15 protein-coding genes are annotated in these 16,266 nt (G+C 69.8%); 12 read left to right on the top strand and 3 right to left on the bottom strand.

What is annotated here, in order from left to right; all coding sequences use genetic code 11:
• Positions 1 to 142: 142 nt before the first annotated feature.
• Genes AC5L36_RS22985 through AC5L36_RS22970 form a run of 4 tightly spaced genes read left to right on the top strand, consistent with a single transcriptional unit; the run spans position 143 to position 5,256 of the window.
• Positions 143 to 1,501 carry an extracellular solute-binding protein gene (locus AC5L36_RS22985; RefSeq protein ID WP_441219360.1) on the top strand — a complete coding sequence of 453 codons (1,359 nt, stop codon included), beginning with the start codon at positions 143 to 145 and terminating at the stop codon, positions 1,499 to 1,501.
• A 4-nt stretch (positions 1,502 to 1,505) separates the two neighbouring features.
• Entirely contained in the window at positions 1,506 to 2,477 is a 972-nt protein-coding gene (locus AC5L36_RS22980) for a carbohydrate ABC transporter permease (RefSeq protein WP_441219358.1), read from the top strand.
• Positions 2,474 to 3,301 carry a carbohydrate ABC transporter permease gene (locus AC5L36_RS22975; RefSeq protein WP_441219356.1) on the top strand — a complete coding sequence of 276 codons (828 nt, stop codon included), beginning with the start codon at positions 2,474 to 2,476 and terminating at the stop codon, positions 3,299 to 3,301. The genes AC5L36_RS22980 and AC5L36_RS22975 overlap by 4 nt, the downstream gene beginning before the upstream one ends.
• 8 nt (positions 3,302 to 3,309) lie before the next feature.
• The gene (locus AC5L36_RS22970; protein ID WP_441219354.1) at positions 3,310 to 5,256 is read left to right on the top strand and encodes a putative Ig domain-containing protein; all 1,947 of its coding nucleotides are present in this window, start codon (positions 3,310 to 3,312) and stop codon (positions 5,254 to 5,256) included.
• A 665-nt stretch (positions 5,257 to 5,921) separates the two neighbouring features.
• Here the strand turns inward: AC5L36_RS22970 and AC5L36_RS22965 are convergent.
• Complete coding sequence (locus tag AC5L36_RS22965; RefSeq protein WP_441219352.1) at positions 5,922 to 6,632, bottom strand: GntR family transcriptional regulator; 711 nt, start codon at positions 6,630 to 6,632, stop codon at positions 5,922 to 5,924.
• A 49-nt stretch (positions 6,633 to 6,681) separates the two neighbouring features.
• On the opposite strand from AC5L36_RS22965, the gene AC5L36_RS22960 reads away from it, so the two are divergent.
• The 7 genes from AC5L36_RS22960 (at position 6,682) to AC5L36_RS22930 (ending at position 12,839) form a co-directional block, all read left to right on the top strand.
• On the top strand, positions 6,682 to 7,593 hold the full coding sequence (locus AC5L36_RS22960; RefSeq protein WP_441219350.1) for an ROK family protein: 912 nt from the start codon (positions 6,682 to 6,684) through the stop codon (positions 7,591 to 7,593).
• Positions 7,590 to 8,363: a sugar isomerase domain-containing protein gene (locus tag AC5L36_RS22955; protein WP_441219348.1), complete on the top strand. Its 774-nt coding sequence runs from the start codon at positions 7,590 to 7,592 to the stop codon at positions 8,361 to 8,363. The genes AC5L36_RS22960 and AC5L36_RS22955 overlap by 4 nt, the downstream gene beginning before the upstream one ends.
• The gene (locus AC5L36_RS22950; RefSeq protein WP_441219346.1) at positions 8,363 to 9,055 is read left to right on the top strand and encodes an SDR family oxidoreductase; all 693 of its coding nucleotides are present in this window, start codon (positions 8,363 to 8,365) and stop codon (positions 9,053 to 9,055) included. Before AC5L36_RS22955 ends, AC5L36_RS22950 begins: the two co-directional genes overlap by 1 nt.
• Before the next feature lie 10 nt (positions 9,056 to 9,065).
• On the top strand, positions 9,066 to 10,013 hold the full coding sequence (locus AC5L36_RS22945; RefSeq protein ID WP_441219344.1) for a phosphotriesterase family protein: 948 nt from the start codon (positions 9,066 to 9,068) through the stop codon (positions 10,011 to 10,013).
• Positions 10,013 to 11,323, top strand: a complete 1,311-nt coding sequence (locus AC5L36_RS22940) for an FAD-dependent oxidoreductase (RefSeq protein ID WP_441219342.1) — start codon at positions 10,013 to 10,015, stop codon at positions 11,321 to 11,323. The genes AC5L36_RS22945 and AC5L36_RS22940 overlap by 1 nt, the downstream gene beginning before the upstream one ends.
• Positions 11,324 to 11,343: 20 nt before the next feature.
• Positions 11,344 to 12,165, top strand: coding sequence for a helix-turn-helix domain-containing protein (locus AC5L36_RS22935; RefSeq protein WP_441219340.1), 822 nt, complete (start codon positions 11,344 to 11,346; stop codon positions 12,163 to 12,165).
• A 65-nt stretch (positions 12,166 to 12,230) separates the two neighbouring features.
• Positions 12,231 to 12,839: a dihydrofolate reductase family protein gene (locus AC5L36_RS22930; protein ID WP_441219338.1), complete on the top strand. Its 609-nt coding sequence runs from the start codon at positions 12,231 to 12,233 to the stop codon at positions 12,837 to 12,839.
• On the opposite strand, the gene AC5L36_RS22925 is transcribed toward AC5L36_RS22930, so the two are convergent.
• Positions 12,832 to 14,076: an MDR family MFS transporter gene (locus AC5L36_RS22925; protein WP_441219336.1), complete on the bottom strand. Its 1,245-nt coding sequence runs from the start codon at positions 14,074 to 14,076 to the stop codon at positions 12,832 to 12,834. The two genes, AC5L36_RS22930 and AC5L36_RS22925, sit on opposite strands and share 8 nt — an antisense overlap.
• 46 nt (positions 14,077 to 14,122) lie before the next feature.
• Here AC5L36_RS22925 and pdxR point away from each other — a divergent pair, with 46 nt between their 5' ends.
• On the top strand, positions 14,123 to 15,514 hold the full coding sequence (gene pdxR / locus AC5L36_RS22920; RefSeq protein ID WP_441219334.1) for a MocR-like pyridoxine biosynthesis transcription factor PdxR: 1,392 nt from the start codon (positions 14,123 to 14,125) through the stop codon (positions 15,512 to 15,514).
• On the opposite strand, the gene AC5L36_RS22915 is transcribed toward pdxR, so the two are convergent.
• Complete coding sequence (locus tag AC5L36_RS22915) at positions 15,492 to 16,253, bottom strand: AraC family transcriptional regulator (RefSeq protein ID WP_441219332.1); 762 nt, start codon at positions 16,251 to 16,253, stop codon at positions 15,492 to 15,494. The genes pdxR and AC5L36_RS22915 overlap by 23 nt on opposite strands.
• Between the last annotated feature and the right edge of the window lie 13 nt (positions 16,254 to 16,266).

Raw genomic sequence — 16,266 nt, 5'->3', positions numbered from 1 at the left:
CCCTTCGTGACCACGCCGCTGGCGGGCCCGCCAGCACGGTTGACAGCGATCGATCAACGTCATACGGTTCTTTCCACGAATGGTCCGGGCGGCCACTCGGCATTGACTCGTACAAGCCTGAGTTGCCCGAAGGACGTGTGTGATGAAACGACGGCAACTGCTGGCCCTTGGCGGCCTGGCGTCGCTGATGGCAGCCTGTGGAGACGACGACAGCTCCTCCGCGGACAACCTTCAATTGCAGTTCATGTACTGGGGCTCCACCTTCGAACAGAAGGCCGTTGAGAAGATGCTCAAGGCCTTCGAGCAAAGCAACAGCGGTACGAAGGTCAAACCCCTCTTCACCCCGGACGAGTACGACGTCAAACTCAACACGCTCGTCGCCAGCGGCAGCGTGCCCGACGTCGGCTACGTCCCGATGGCGATGTCCTACCGGCTGGCTGAGCAGGGCAAGCTGGTAAACCTCTTCGCCTACCTCGAGAAGTATCCGCAGCTGGCCGGCTACCTCCCGGATGCCTACCTCTGGTACGGCAAAGACCAGCTGCACGGGGTGGCGACCGCCAACGAGATCGAGCTTTTGTGGTACAGCAAGTCGGCGATCAGCGAGGCCGGGATCTCCGCGCCACCCGCCGACGCGGCCAGCGCCTGGACCTGGGATCAGCTCATCCAGAACGCCTACAAACTCACCATCGACCAAAGCGGCAAACACCCCGACGAGTCCGGCTTCAACCCCAAGCAGGTGCGGCAGTTCGGCATTTCGAGCAGCATCACGTATGCGGCGGCATGGTACGGCTTTCTGCGCAGCAACGGCGCCGACTTCGCCGACGAGACGGGCACGAAATGCCTGCTCGACACGCCTGAGGCCATCGAGGTGTTTCAAAACCTACAAGATCTGATCTACAAACACCGGGTTGCTCCCGGTCCGGGGCAGCTCGCCGCGACCGGCGACGACGTGCCGGGTACGAACATCCTGTTGAAAACGAAGCGGGTGGCGATGGTGGTCGACGGCCACTGGAGCCTGCTGGACATGAACGAGAGCAAGACCGACTACGGCATCGGCGTGCTGCCCAGATACGACACGCCGTTCACCACCAGCCAGGTCGCCGGCGCCTCGGCCGTCTTCGCGGGCGGAAAGCACGTCGAGGAGGCGGTCGAGCTGTTCGCCTTCCACATCGACCCGCGCTACGTCGACCTCTACAAGCAGGGCCTGTGGATGCCGCAGGAGCGCAAGTACTACGAGGACCCGGCGGCCATCGACTCCTGGACGAAGAACGACTCCCACCCGCCCGAGTTCCGCACGGCGGTGGTGGACTACGCGCGGGAGCACGGCGTGCCGGACCTGCGCGTGCGGCTGAAGAACCTGTCAGCCATCAGCACCGACGTGCTGACCCCCGCCTTGCAGGAGATCGAGACCGGCAAGCGGCCCGCCGCGGCGGTGCTCAAGGAGGCCGCTCCGAAGATCACCAGCAAGATGCAGGGCTGGCAGCACACGCAAAGGCTCTGACGCGATGGCGGCTCCCCCGGGCCTGCGGCGCCGTCCCGGCGTGCGGCGCCCGGCCACCCCACAGCGCCCGGCCGGCCCGCGGCGCCTCTCCGGCCAGCGGCGCCTGGAACGCCGCTGGGGCCTGCTGATGGCCGTGCCGGCGATCCTCGGCTTTGTCATCTTCACCGCCGGACCGATGCTCGCGTCGCTCGGTTTCAGCCTCACGGACTGGCAGGTCGGTGCCACGCCCTCCTTCGTGGGGACGGAAAACTACACGGCCCTGGCCAACGACGAGCTGTTCTGGAAGTCGTTGAGCGCCACCACCTACTACACGCTCGGGGCGGTCCCGCTCTCCCTGATTGTCGCGTTCGCGGTGGCGATGCTGCTCAACCAGCGGGTGCGCGGGCTGCCCGTCTGGCGGACCATCTTCTACCTGCCGACCCTGGTGCCCGCGATCGCCAACGTGGTCCTCTGGATCTGGATCTTCAACCCCGACTTCGGCCTACTCAACTCGCTGCTGCGTCAGGGTGGGCTACCGGCCGGCATGTGGATCTACGACGAGAGCACGGCCGTTCCGTCGCTGATCGTCATGAGTACATGGGGTTTCGGCAACACCATGGTGATCTTCCTGGCCGGGCTTCAGGGCGTGCCGCAGCACCTCTACGAGGCGGTGTCGGTGGACGGGGGCGGGCCGTGGCACCGGTTTCGCCACGTGACCGTGCCGATGATGACACCCACCATCTTCTACAACCTCGTCGTCGGCGTCATCGGCACCTTCCAGGTCTTCAACCAGGCCTACGTGATGACCGAGGGAGGCCCCAACAACGCCACGCTGTTCTACGTCTACTACCTGTTTCGCAAGGCGTTCCGGGAAAGCGAGATGGGCTACGCGTGCGCCCTGGCATGGGTGCTCTTCATGATCATCATGGTCGTCACCTTCCTGCTGTTTCGCAACGCCCGGCGGTGGGTCTACTACGAGATGGCGGCCGCGCGATGAGAGCACGAATCCCCTTGTACATCGCGCTGGCGGCCGGTGCGGCGGCGACGCTGCTGCCGTTCGTGTGGCTGGTGCGCAGCGCGTTCATGCAGGACGCGCAGATGTTCATCTCGCCTCCACAGTGGATACCCGACCCGTTCCAGTGGTCGAACTTCACCGAAGCGCTTACGGCACAACCCTTCGGCCGCTACTTCCTCAACACCGTGATCATCGCGGTCATCAGCGTGCTCGGCACGGTGCTGACCTGTTCGGTCGCCGCCTTCAGCTTCTCCCGGCTGCGCTGGCGCGGCCGCAACGTGGTCTTCGGCGTGCTGCTCAGCAGCGTGATGCTGCCGTACGCGGTGACGCTGATCCCGACCTTCGTGATGTGGCAGGAGCTCGGCGCGCTCAACACGATCGCGCCGCTGACCGTGCCCAGCTGGTTCGCCGGCGCCGGCGGCGGCGTGCTCAACGTGTTTCTGCTGCGGCAGTTCTTCCTGACCATCCCGTACGAGCTGGACGAGGCCGCCTACATCGACGGCGCCTCACCGTGGCGGGTCTTCTGGATGGTCGTCATGCCGCTGTCCAAACCCGCCATCGTCGTGGTCACCATCTTCACGTTCATCGGCACCTGGAACGACTTTCTCGGCCCGCTGCTGTACCTCAACGACGAGGAAAAGTACACGCTGTCGATCGGCCTGGCGTCGTTTCAGAGCATCTACATCACCCAGTGGGGCTACCTCATGGCCGCGTCCGCCGCCGTCATCGCCCCGATCATCGCGCTGTTCTTCTTCCTACAGCGGTACTTCATCGAAGGGGTAACCCTTACCGGCATCAAGAACTGAGGTCCGACATGAAACGCGCCATCATGCCCGCGGTGCTCGTGTTGCTCGCTTCCCTGCTGGTCGTCGTCGCCGGGCCGGCTTACGCCGTGGGTGCGGCCACGGTGGTCGACAGGTTCGGCCGCACCGTCAACGACTACGGCGTCAAGCTCGTGGACTGGGAGGGCTACCTCGCCAATCCGTACGTCGAGCTGACCGTGCGGCCGCCGGCCAGCGGTCCGTTTCCGGTCACGATCGATCTGAAGGCCGAGGGCACGTCCCGGCTGATGATGGACCTGCCCAGCCAGCTGACCGCGACCGGTGCCACCAAACAGCTCACCTTCGCGAACGCGTCGGAGCAGAAAACCTTCAAGCTGGCCATCCACTCCAAACGCGGCCCCGGCGCCGACGAGCTCTACACGCTGCGGCTCAACATCCGGGCGGCGGACAACAGCACGCTCGCCCAGACCATGCCGATCCGGGTGCAGCAGGACCAGAAGACGGCGCTCGAACCCACCATCCCGATCAACTTCGACTACCGGTACGACAACATCACCGGCTACTTCAACAACGCCGCCTTCCGGACGGCGGCGGAGGAGGCCGTGAAGGACTGGTACCGGTTCTTCAACCTGCAACCCTTCGACACGGTCGCGGCCGGCGCCGAACCCAACCACCTACCCGGCAACGACTGGCAGAACACCATCAACGTCACCAACAATGCCGCCTACAACGGCATGTGGGTGTACTTCCGCGGCATCCAAACCCCGTACTCCACCGGCTACCCGGCCAACAACGGCCGCTACCACACCCGCAACGGGCAACAACTGCCCGGCCCGATCCACCGCTCCACCGCGATGATCTTCGAATACGACGAGGCGGGCAAGCAGCTGTTCACCTCACTGGCGGACGAAGACTGGTACCGGACCGAGATCGCCGGGTCGGTGTTGGACGTGCACGGGCTGGTGATGCACGAGTACGGCCACGCGGTCGCCTACCACAGCGACTGGGCCGGCATGCGCAACTACGTCAACACCCAGGGCGCGAACGACGCGGAGGTCATCGCCTACCAAGGCCGGACGGTGCCGCTGGACAGCAGCTACCACATCCCCGGCACCTCCCCGTACTGGGACCGCCTCAGCGGACAAAGCGGCGGCTGGAACCACCTGTTCCCCACCCGCCGCTGGATGCTCACCAAGCTGGCGCTGCTGGTCGCCGAGAACGCCGGCTGGCCGTTGAACCGCAACCTCACCCCCTTCCTCGCCCCGTCGATCGTCACCACCAGCCTGCCCAATGCCCCCACCGGACAGGCGTACCAGCAAACCCTCACCGCCAAGGGCGGCGTACCGTTCTACGACTGGCGGGTCACGTCCGGCGCGCTGCCGGCCGGGCTGACCCTCGACCGGTTCACCGGCACCATCACCGGCACCCCGACGACCGCCGGCACGTACTCGTTCACCGTCGAGCTGCGCGACTACGACGCACTCAGCACGCCGGTGACGCGCGCGTTCCAGCTCACCGTCGGCGGCGGCGGCAACCCCGGCGGCGGAAACCTCGCGACGCAGGCGACCACGTCGTGTTCGTTCACCTCGTCGTGGGAGAGCTGCGCGGCGATCAACACCGGCGGCGACCCGGCGAGCTCCAACATTGGCGCGCCCAACCAGGGCAACCGCTGGGGCACGTGGCCGGAGCAGGGCCAGCAGTGGGCCGAGCTCACCTGGTCGGCGCCGCAGTCGCTAAGCCAGGCGCAGGTGTACTTCTTCGACGACAACCAGGGCATCGACCTGCCGTCGTCGTGGCGCTTGCAGTACTGGAACGGAAGCTCCTACGTGGACGTTCCCGGCGCCAGCACGTACCCGGTGGCCGGCAACCAGTACAACACGGCCACCTTCTCCGCCGTGAGCACCACACGGCTGCGCGTGCTCCTGCAAAGCGCCCCGAACTTGTCCGTGGGGCTACTGGAGGTGAAGGCGTTCAGCTGAGAGCGACCAGGAGAGCTTCCGGGGGCAGGTTTCTTCGTAGCGGATGTCCCGGGTCCGCGTCAGCGGCGGGCCGTTTGCTCCCGCGGGCACCATCCTGACATAGCGTGACCAGCCCACGGGCGGGACTTCGAGATCTAGGAGGCTTAGGGTTGAAGTAGCGCCCTAGCTCTTCTAGATCTCGAATCCCGCGCCGCTCACACCGCGGCGGCGGTTATCGGCGGCGGCGAAACCCCTGTTGCTTTCCCAGAGCGCCGATCCGGGAGCAGGCATTGTGGACAAACAGCGACCGTCGCGGCGGCCCAACGGGGTGAGCGCGACCAGCGGCGGACGGGCGAGGCCGCGGGAGCGGCGGTCTGGACCACGACGGACATCGCGGTAGCTCAAATCTTTGTCCTAAAAGGAACTTAGCGCCCGGCCACCTCGACTCCGAAAAGTCTCTAGAGGGGTTCGGGTCGCTGTAGCGACCCGAATCCTTCATCACAACACTCGCCAAGCCCTCTAGATGACTAGCTCCCTTGAGATCGCAAGCTGACGCGACGGGCGCGGACATTGGCCAGGTCATTGTCGCTATACAGGAGCACGACGCACCGGCCTTGACCTTGGAAACGGCATCACTTAGATTCAAGCTGTCTAGATAGCTTGACGGGGTCGAGGTGAAGTCCGTGTCAGCCGCGTTCGAGCACGACGTCGAAGAGGTACCGGTCGCCCACGTACGACGTCTCGGTGTACTCCATCGGGGCGCCCTGCTGGTCGAGGATCGTGCGGCGCTCGACCAGCAACCCGCCGCCCACCTTGACCTCCAGCAGCTCGGCGTCCAGCGGCGACGCGGTGACCGCCGTCAGCGAGCCGAGCGCCTTCGTCGGCTCCCTGCCGAGCTCGCGCGACAGCTCGTGCAGGGACGTGGTCGCCAGGTCGGCCTCCAGGATCGGTGCCATGCTGGGCGGCAGCACGGCCCGCTCCAGGGCCAGCGGGACGCCGTCGGCCAGGCGCACCCGGGTGACGGCGACCACGCGGTCGCCCGGCGCGAGGTGCAGCGCGCGCAGCTCGTCCGGCGCGCCCTCACGCAGCCCGGCGCTCAGCACCCGCGAGCTGACCACGCGGCCGCGCGCCCGCATGTCTTCGGTGAAGGACAGCAGCCTGTTCATGCCGCGGTGGATGTGGCGGTCGGCGATGAAGCTGCCGCTGCCCGGCACGCGATAGATCGCGCCCTCGTTGACAAGGCGCATGACGGCCTGCCGGGCAGTCATCCGGCTGACGCTGAACCGCTCGCACAGCTCGCTGTCGCTGGGCAGTGGGTCACCGGGCTGACCGGCGCCGATGAGCTTGCGGAGATGCTCCTCGATCACCATGTAGCGCGGGGTGCCGGCGCGAACCACAGCCGTTGTTCCCTTCTCTCCGAAACCGCCGTCGAGGTCACGCTACCGTATGTCTAGAGGGCTAGATAGCTGGCTCGGCGTCGATGTCGGCGGGACGAACATCAAGTGGGCGGTCCTGGACGGCGAAACGCTGGCCGACTCCGGTGCCACGCCGACCCCTCAGGACGGCGAGCGGGCCGTCGTGGCGCGGGTCGCCGCGCTGATCGCCGAGCGGGCCGGCGACGCGCGGGGCGTCGGCATCACGGTCCCCGGGCACGTAGACGAGGCCACCGGGCGGACCGGCATCGTGCCGAACCTGCCCGGTCAGTGGCGCGACTTTCCCCTGCGCGACGCCCTGGCCCGCGACACCGGACGGCACCTGGCGCTGCTCAACGACGCCCGCGCGTACGCCCTCGCCGAGCTGCACCTCGGCGCCGCGACCGCGCTCACCGACGCGCTCTTCCTCGTGGTCGGCACCGGCGTCGGCGGTGCCGTCGTCCTGCGGCGCGAGCTGCTCGGCGGCGCGGCGGGCCGGGTCGGCGAGGTCGGGCACGTCAGCGTCCAGCCCGGCGGGCCGCCGTGCGGGTGCGGCAACCTCGGCTGCGTCGACGCCATCGCCGGTGGCGCGGGGCTTGTCGCGGCCGCACGAGCCGCCGGGATCGGGCCCACGCCGGCGGACGTCTTCGCCGCGGCCGCGCGCGGCGACATGGCGGCGGCGGAGATCGTCGACCGGGCCCGCACCGCGATCGCGTACGGCGTCACCAACGCGTGCGCCCTGCTCGGGATCTCCGACGTCGTCCTCGGCGGTGGGCTCGCCCGGCAGTACCCGGGCCTGGTGGAGGTCGTGGGGCGGCACCTCGCCCGGGTGGCCCCGCTGATCGGGCCGTCGACGGTCCGGCTCGCGCACTTCACCGACCATTCCGCCGCGATCGGCGCCGCGATCGGCGCGCGCGAAACCCACCAACGCTTGGAGCACCCGTGAGATGGACTGAGCAGGCTCGCCGCGTTCTCGACGAGCTCGACCGGACCCAGCATGACCCGATCGAGCGGGCGAGCCAGATCGCGGCCCGGTCGATCGGCGCCGGCGGGTTGGTACACGCCTTCGGCACGGGGCATTCCCGCATCCCGATCGAGGAGCTGTTTCCCCGCTACGGCTCCTACCCGGGGTTCAGCCCGCTGGCCGAGCTGTCGATGACCTTCCACACCCAGGTCGTCGGCGCGAACGGCCAGCGCCAGGCGATGTTCATCGAGCGGGTCGAAGGCCTCGCGGACGCCATCCTCGCGAACTTCGAGCTGCGCCCGCGGGACAGCATGATCATTTTCAGCGCGACCGGACTGAACGCGGTGCCGATCGAGATGGCCATGGGCGCGCGGAAGGCCGGGCTGCCGGTCATCGCGGTCACCTCGCTGGCCGCGACCGACGCCGGCGCCGCCCGCCACTCCTCCGGCACCAAGCTCCGCGACCACGCCGACGTGGTCATCGACCTGTGCACACCGGTGGGCGACGCGCTCTGCTCGATCCCCGGGCTGGACACCCCGGTCGGCCCGGGAAGCACCCTCGCCGCCGTCGCCATCGTCAACGAAATCAAGGTCCGTACGGCCGAGCTGCTCGTGGCGGCCGGACGCATGCCCTCCGTGCTCACCAGCGGGCAGCTCGTCGGCGCGGAACGGTCGGCCGCGCTCTTCGAGGACGCGTACCTCGACCATGCGGCGCGGGCCGCCGCCGCGCTGCGCAAGAAGGAGCTGCGCTGATGCCGTCGCGCGTCCTCGTCGCCGGCGCCCGGGGCGGCATCGGCGCCGCGGTCATGGCGGCGCTGGAAGCCGGCGGCCACGCCACCCACGGCGTCGACCGGGACACGGTCGACATCACCGAGCCGGGCGGCGCCGAGCTCGCGGTGCGGCAGGCGACCGAGCGCCTCGGCGGCCTCGACGGCATCGTGCACGCCATCGGGATGAGCGGCCGGTCCATTGGGGACGGTCCGGTCACCGGGTGCACCGATCAGGCCTGGGCCGAGGTGCACCGGGTCAACCACGAGTCCGTCTTCCGCCTGCTGCGGGCCGGCATCCCGGCGCTGCCCCGCGGCGGCGCGGTCGTCGTGGTGGGCTCGGCGCTCGCCACGACGCTCGCCGACGACTTCCTCACGGTCGCCTACGCGAGCGCGAAGGGAGCGCTGGTGCCGCTGGTCCGGTCGGCGGCGTACGCCGCGGCGCCCTCGGGCATTCGCGTCAACATCGTCGCGCCGGGGCTTGTCGACACCCCGATGGCCGCCCGCGCGCTGGGCGACCCGGACATCGCCCGCTCGATGGCCGCGCTCCACCCCTTGAGCCGGCGGGCCCTGGAGCCCGCGGAGGTCGCCGCGACGATCCTCTGGCTGCTGTCGGACGCCGCCCGCACCATCACCGGTGCGGTCGTGCCCGCCGACGGCGGCTGGAACCTGCGTTAGGAGTGCCGCCATGCCCTTCGTCCAGACGGTTCGCGGACAGGTCGACGCCGGCCGCCTCGGCGCCGTCGACGCGCACGAGCACGTGTTCCTGTCCAGCCCGTTCCTGGCCGGGGAGCACTTCGACGACCCGGACCGGATGCGCGCCGAGCTGGATCTCGTCGCCCGCGGCGGCATCGACACCGTGGTCGACCTGACCACCGTCGGGCTCGGGCGCCGGCCCGCCGCACTGGCCGAGATATCGGAGCGCTCGGGCGTACACGTCGTGCTCGCCACCGGGTATCACCGCGACGCGCACTACGCCGCCGACCACTGGGTGCACCGCGAGGACGCCGGCGTCCTGCTGGACGTCGTGCTGACCGACCTGCGTACCGGCATCGACGATCGGGACTGGCGCGGGCCGGCACCGCGGCCGACCGCGGTGCGCGCCGGCGTGGTGAAGGTCGGCGCCTCCTATCAGCGGATGACCGCCGGCGAGCGGCTCCGGATCGAGGTGGGCATCGAGGCGGCCCGGCTCACCGGTGTCGGCCTCGCGGCGCACTGCGAGATCGGCACGCTGGCGGCCGAGATACTCGACCTCGCCGAGGCCGGCGGCCTGACCGCCGACCGGGTGGCCCTCGCGCACATGGACCGCAACCCCGATCCGGAACTGCACGGCGAACTCGCCGGACGCGGCGCGTACCTGCTCTACGACACGGTCGGCCGCGTCAAGTACCGGCCCGACTCCGACCTCGTCGCCCTGATCGAACGGGTGCTGGACGGCGGCCACGCCGACCGGCTGCTGCTCGGCACCGACGTCGGCCGCCGCACGATGCTGCGGTCGTACGGCGGCGGGCCGGGCATGGACGTGCTCGGCCGCGACTTCCTGCCCCGGCTCAGGCGGCGCGTCGGCGACGAGCCGGTCGACCGGATCACTCGCACCAACCCCGCCCGGTTTCTCGCCACGAAGGACGCCTCCTGATGCCAGCACCCGCGTTCCCAGTACTCGACGAGATCCGGACACTGCCCACTGTGGACGTTCTGGTCGCCGGCGGCGGATCGGCGGGTTGCGTGGCCGCGATCGCCGCGGCCCGGACCGGCGCCCGCGTGCTGCTCGTCGAGCGCCACGGCACCCTCGGCGGCATCGGCACGAGCGTGCTGGACACGTTCTACGGCTTCTACACGCCGGGGCCCAACCTGCACGTCGTCGGCGGCATCGCCCAGGAGGTCGTGGGCCACCTCACCGCGCGGGACGCGGCGTTCATCCGGCCCAACACGTACGGGGCGGGCGGCGGTGTCACGTACTCGCCGGAGGTCCTCACCATGCTGTGGGACGAGCTCGTCACCGGCAGCGGCGCGGACGTGCTGTTCCACGCCACCGCGCTCGACACGGCGACCGACCCGGAGACCGGCGCCGTCACCGACGTCCTGCTCGCCACCAGAAACGGCCTGCTGCGGGTCGCCGCGCACACCGTCGTGGACACCACCGGCGACGCGGACATCTGCGCGCGCGCCGGGGCCGGGTTCGACTCGGCGCGGCCGGACGCACCGGTACAGGCGCTCACCACCACGTTTCGGGTCGCGGGCGTCGACACCGAACGCGCCCGCTCGTTCCCGAAGGAGGAGCTGTTCGCGCTCATGGCGCGGGCCGCCCGCGGCGGCGACTACGACCTGCCGCGCCAGGAAGGCAGCATCCACCGCACCCCGGTCGAAGGCGTTTCGCTGGCGAACATGACCCGGGTCGAGGGCGTCGACCCGACCGACGTCCACCAGCTCAGCCGCGCCGAGATCGCCGGACGGCGGCAGGTCGGCGAGTACGTCCGCTTCCTGCGCGACCTCGTGCCGGGCTACGAGAAGGCGGCGCTGGTCGGGCTGTCGGCGCACATCGGCGTGCGGGAGGCCCGCCGGATCCACGGCGACTACCGGCTCACCGCCGAGGACGTGCTCGGCGCGCGGCGGTTTCCGGACGCCATCGCCCGGTGCGGCGCCCCGATCGAGGACCACAGCGGCGGCACCGACACCCTCTGGCGGTACATCCCCGACGACGGCACGTACGACATCCCGTTGCGCTGCCTGCTCCCGGTCGGGCTGCCCAACGTCGTCGTCGCCGGACGGTGCCTGTCGGCCAGCCACGAGGCGCATGCCAGCGCGCGCTCCATCGCCCAGTGCATGGCGATGGGCCAGGCCGCGGGGACGCTCGCCGCGCTCGGCGCCGCGGAAGGCAAGGCCGCGCGCGAGGTCGACGTGAAGACCCTCCAGGGCCGCCTCCGCGACGACGGCGCGATCCTGTAGGGCGGGGTTACTGTTCCACTGTGAGGTACGTGTCCCGGGTGCCACGGCCGCCGCTGGACCGGCTGGTCGACGATCTGTACTACCTCGAGGGCGCCCCGCCGTACCCGCGCTTCAAGCTGCCGCCCATGCCGTCCGCGGTGCTGATCCTCAATCTCGGCGACCGCTTCCTGATCGGCGACTCGGGAGTGTTCGCCGACGGATGCCTGCTGACCACGGCTACCCGCTACCTCGACTTCGCGTACCCGGCGTTCACCCGGTCGGTCGGCGTGCACTTCAAGCCGTGGGGTTGGGCGCCGTTCGTCGGGATACCCGGCTCGGAGGCCTGCGACCTGCCGCTGACCGTCGAGCAGGTGTGGGGCCGCTACGGCGACGAGCTGCGCGACCGGCTCGACGCGGCATCCACCCCCGGCGAGATGCTCGCGCTGCTCGAAGACGAGCTGCGGCGGCGGGTCGCGGAGGTGCCCGGCCTGGGGCTGGTACGGCACGCGAGCCGGAGGATCGCCGGCGCGTCCGGTGCGGTGTCGATCGGTGACCTGTGCGAGGACGCCGGTGTGAGCACCACGCACCTCGCCCACCGGTTCAAGCAGATCGTCGGCATCACGCCGAAGCGACTCGCGCGCACCTACCGGTTCGCGAAGGCCGTGCTCAGCGTCGACGCCGCCGCGAGGGTCGACTGGGGCGACCTCGCGTTCCGCGCGGGCTACTTCGACCAGTCGCACTTCGTCAAGGAGTTCCAGGCCTTCACCGGATGCACGCCGACGGCGTACCTGGCGCTGCGGCGGCGCTTCCTCGCCGAGCACCCCGGCAACGCCCTCGACGTCGGGCCGTTGCCCGCCGATTGATTTCTTACAAGCGCCCGCGCCGGCATCCGCACCAGAATCGGCACACCACGACGCGAGGAGATCCAGTGAGCAAGGTCATCATGGGCTGCGCCGCCGTCTCGATCGACGGTTTCATCGCCAACGAAAGCGACGACGTCGGCCCGCTCTTCGACTGGGCGGGAAACGGCGACGTCGAGTGGACCTGGAGCGGCGCGCCGGAGGAGCACCCGATGCGCAGCACGCGCCCCTCCATCGACTTCATCAGGGCCACGTACCCGCGCATCGGCTGTGTCGTGATGGGCCGGCGGACCTTCGACCTCACGGACGGCTGGGGTGGGGTGCCGGCCGCCGGCGAGCATGTCTTCGTCGTGACGCACAAGCCGCCGACGGACTGGAAGCACGCGGGGACCGCCCCGTTTACCTTCGTCACCGACGGGGTCGCGTCGGCGATCGAGCAGGCGCGGGCGCTCGCGGGCGACGACCGGATCGTCGACGTCGCCGCCGGGCAGATCGGGGGTCAGGCGCTGCGCCTCGGGCTCGTCGACCAGATCGTGATGAACGTCGTTCCCGTCGTGTTCGGATCGGGCCGCCCGTTCTTCGGCGCGATGGGCTCCGGCGACGTGATCACCTTGGACAACCCGACCCGGGTGGCCCAAGGCGACCGCGTCACGCACCTGCTGTACGACGTCAGCTGACGACCGCGGGGATGGGTGCGGGGGCTCGGAGCCGCGCTATCCGGTGCTCACGGAGTCGCGCGGTCAGTAGGTAGGCGGCCGCGGCGCCGACACCCATGACGAGACAGGCGATCCAGAGCAACTCCCCGTGGCTGTGCAGCAGGTATCCGGCGAACAGTGGCGCGGCGAACCTGGAGAGCTGGCTCGCCGACGAGAAGACCCCGAAGTACCGGCCCCGCAGGTGGCTTGGTGCGAGGCCGGCGACGCTCGCGTCGAGCACGGAGAAGTAGGCCATCTCGCCGAGCGTCCAGACCGCGACGGTCACCGCGTAGAACCAGGCGACATCGGCCAGTGCGGTCAGCCCGAAGCCGACTCCGACGAGGAACACGCCGAGGGCCAGGACCTTCGAGTGCGCCCGGTCGCGGATCAGCCGGGGCACGAAGAGCTGCCCGACCACGATCAGCAGGGTGTTGACGACGTAGATCCAGCCGTAGGCGGTCGCGTCCAGCCCGTCGCGCTGTACGGCCAACGGCAGTCCGGCGTTGTTCTGCTTGAAGATCAGTTGGAACACGAAGAACAGCACCACGAAGGTGAGGAAGACCCGGTCGCTCAGCACGTTGCGCAGCGAACCCGGAGTGATCGAGGACGTCGGCTCCGATCCGTCCGCGGTCGGCCGCGTCTCCGGTATCAGGGCGAACATGATCATCGCCAGTATCGCGACACCGGCCGCGTCGACCGCGAAGAGCAGGAAGAAGTCCGCCCGCATCGCCACCGGCGCGAGCAGTGCCGCGACCGCCGTGCCGATGTTGATCGACCAGTAGTTGATGCTGAACGCCCTGGTCCGGTCCGCTTCCGCGACCACGTCCGTGACCAGCGCGCTGCTCGCCGTGCCGGCGAACGCGATGCCTATCCCGTTGGCCAGCATCATCGCGATGATCACCGAAAGGTCGTCCGTCATACCCGTGCCGAGCAGCGAGACCATGACGACGAGGTAGCCCGTGATCGCGGTGCGGCGCCGGCTCCACCGGTCGGCCAGCACACCGCCGAGTGTGCTGCCGATGACGCTGCCCACCCCGGTTACCGCCAGCACCACGCCGACCTGCGCGGCCGTGAAGCCTCGCGCGCTTTGCAGGTAGAAGGTCAAGAAGATCAGCACGAACGAGGCGATGTTGCCGATCAGGGTGATGCTCCACAGGTACCAGAAGACCTTCGGCAAGCCGCCCGTGGTCTCCCGGAGCCAGCGCGTGATGACGTCCATGGGACGACCTTGTGGTTCTAGTGGCCCGAAAATAAGCTCCACTTCGATGGAGGAAAATTGGTCCACTTTCCGCGAGCTGCTGCTGCCGACCGCGGTGGGACCGCGCGGGCTCGAGCGCGCCCTGCGGGAGGCGATCCGCTCCGGCCACCTGCCCGCCGGGATCAGGCTTCCCTCCACCCGAGACCTTGCCGTGCAGCTCGGCGTGGCCAGGGGTACCGTGACCGCCGCCTACGACCAGCTCGCCGCCGAGGGCTATCTGGCGGCCCGGCGCGGCTCGGGCACCCGTGTCGCGCTCGCCTCGGTCACCTCCTCGTCCGCCGTGGCGGCACCCGCGCCGCCGGTTCGTTGGCACTACGACCTACGCAGCGGGATGCCCGCGCTCGGCGCCTTTCCGAGGACCGCGTGGATTTCCGCCTGCCGGATCGGGCTGGAGAGCTTGTCCGATCACGAGCTTGGTTACCCGGAAGCGGCAGGGCTCCCGGCGTTGCGCGACGAGCTGGCCGGCTACCTGGCCCGCGTCAGAGCGATGGCCGCCCAGCCGGACGACCTCGTGATCACGCATGGTTCGGCGGAGGCGTTGGTGCTTCTGGTCCGCTCGTTGCGGGACTCGGGCCACACCGAAGTCGCCGTCGAGGATCCGAGCTACCCGGGCCAGCTTGAGCTGATCATCGAGCACGGTCTGCGCCCGGTGCCGGTCCGGGTCGACGACGAGGGCCTGCGGGTGGCAGACCTGGAGCGCACCGACTGCCGCGCGGTCGTCGTGACCTCCGCCCACCAGTACCCGTTGGGTGTGGTGCTCAGCCCGCAACGCCGCCGAGCCCTCGTGCGGTGGGCACAGGCGGTCGACGGCCTGATCGTCGAGGACGACTACGACGCCGAGCACCGCTACGACCGCCCCGCTTTCGGTGCGCTGCAAGCACTTTCCCCCGAACACGTCGCCTACCTCGGCACCGCGAGCAAGACCCTCGCCCCGGCGCTGCGGCTGGGCTGGCTCGCGCTGGCCGGACCGCGCAGAGCCCAGATCGTCGAAAGCAAACGGCTTTACGACCGGGGCAGCGGCGTTCTCGAGCAGGCCGGGTTCGCCGAGCTACTGCGATCCGGCGGCTACGACCGGCATCTGCGCAAGACCCGCCGCCTCTACCGGCAGCGCCGGGACGCCTTGCTGGCGGAGCTCGCGACCCGACTCCCGGACTGGCAACCGGTCGGCATCGCGGCCGGGCTGCACGTCGTGCTGCGCCTGCCGGACGGCGTGAACGACCGCGAGTTGGCCAAGCGGTTGGCGGGCAAGGGGATCCGGCTCGCACCCCTGTCGGCGTACGCCATGACCACCGCGCCCTATCCGGGCCTGGTGATCGGCTACGGCAACGTCGGGGCGGACCGACTGCGAGCCGCTGCCGCCGCGATCGCGGGCGCCCTCAATCCCGTTCCACCCGGCTAGTGCGGTGGCGGCCGGGGGTGGTGCCGACGATCGCGGTGAAGGCGGCGATGAAGCTGCTCGGGTTCGCCCAGCCGCAGGCGTGGGCGACGCGCGTCGTGTCGTGGCCCTCGGCGAGCAGGACGAGCGCGTGGCCGATGCGCAGCTGGGTGCGCCATTCGTAGAACGTCATGCCGAGCTCGTCGTGGAAGAGGCGGCTGAGGGTGCGGGCGCCGGCTCCGACCCGCTGACCGAGCACGGCCAGCGGGCTGTTGTCCGCGGGGTTGTCGTCCAGGATGCGAGCTACGGCCCGCAACCGGTCATCGCGCGGCTCGGGCAGGTGGGTGGGCTGTTCATGCGCCTCGCGGAGCTCGTCGACCAGGACCCGGTGCAGGCGGGCGCGGGCGCCGCGGTCGAGCCGCCGGGTGCCGGTGAGGGTGAGCAGGACCTCGCGGGCGAGGCCGGAGGCGAGGAGCACTGCGGGGTGGGCGGGCGCGAGCCGAGCCAGCGAAGGCGGCAGGAAGACGATCCGCATGTCCGTCTCGCCGTGCGCGCGGTGGTGGTGGACGGACTGTGCCGGGATCCACGCGATCCGGTTGGCCGGAACGATCCAGGTGCCGCGTTCGGTGTGGATGGACAGCACGCCGCCGGCCGCGTACACCAGATGCCCGCGTGGATGGGAGTGTGCCCGGCTGGTCCCGCCCGACGGCCACAGGTGCACGCCACCGGAGGGCCATATCCGGGATTGGCGGGCTACCGGCATAAGTTGGCATTCT

It is taken from the genome of Phytohabitans sp. LZ39, assembly GCF_059359075.1.
Note: the sequence above shows the minus strand (reverse complement) of the source record. Positions and strands in the feature narration are given on the sequence as shown.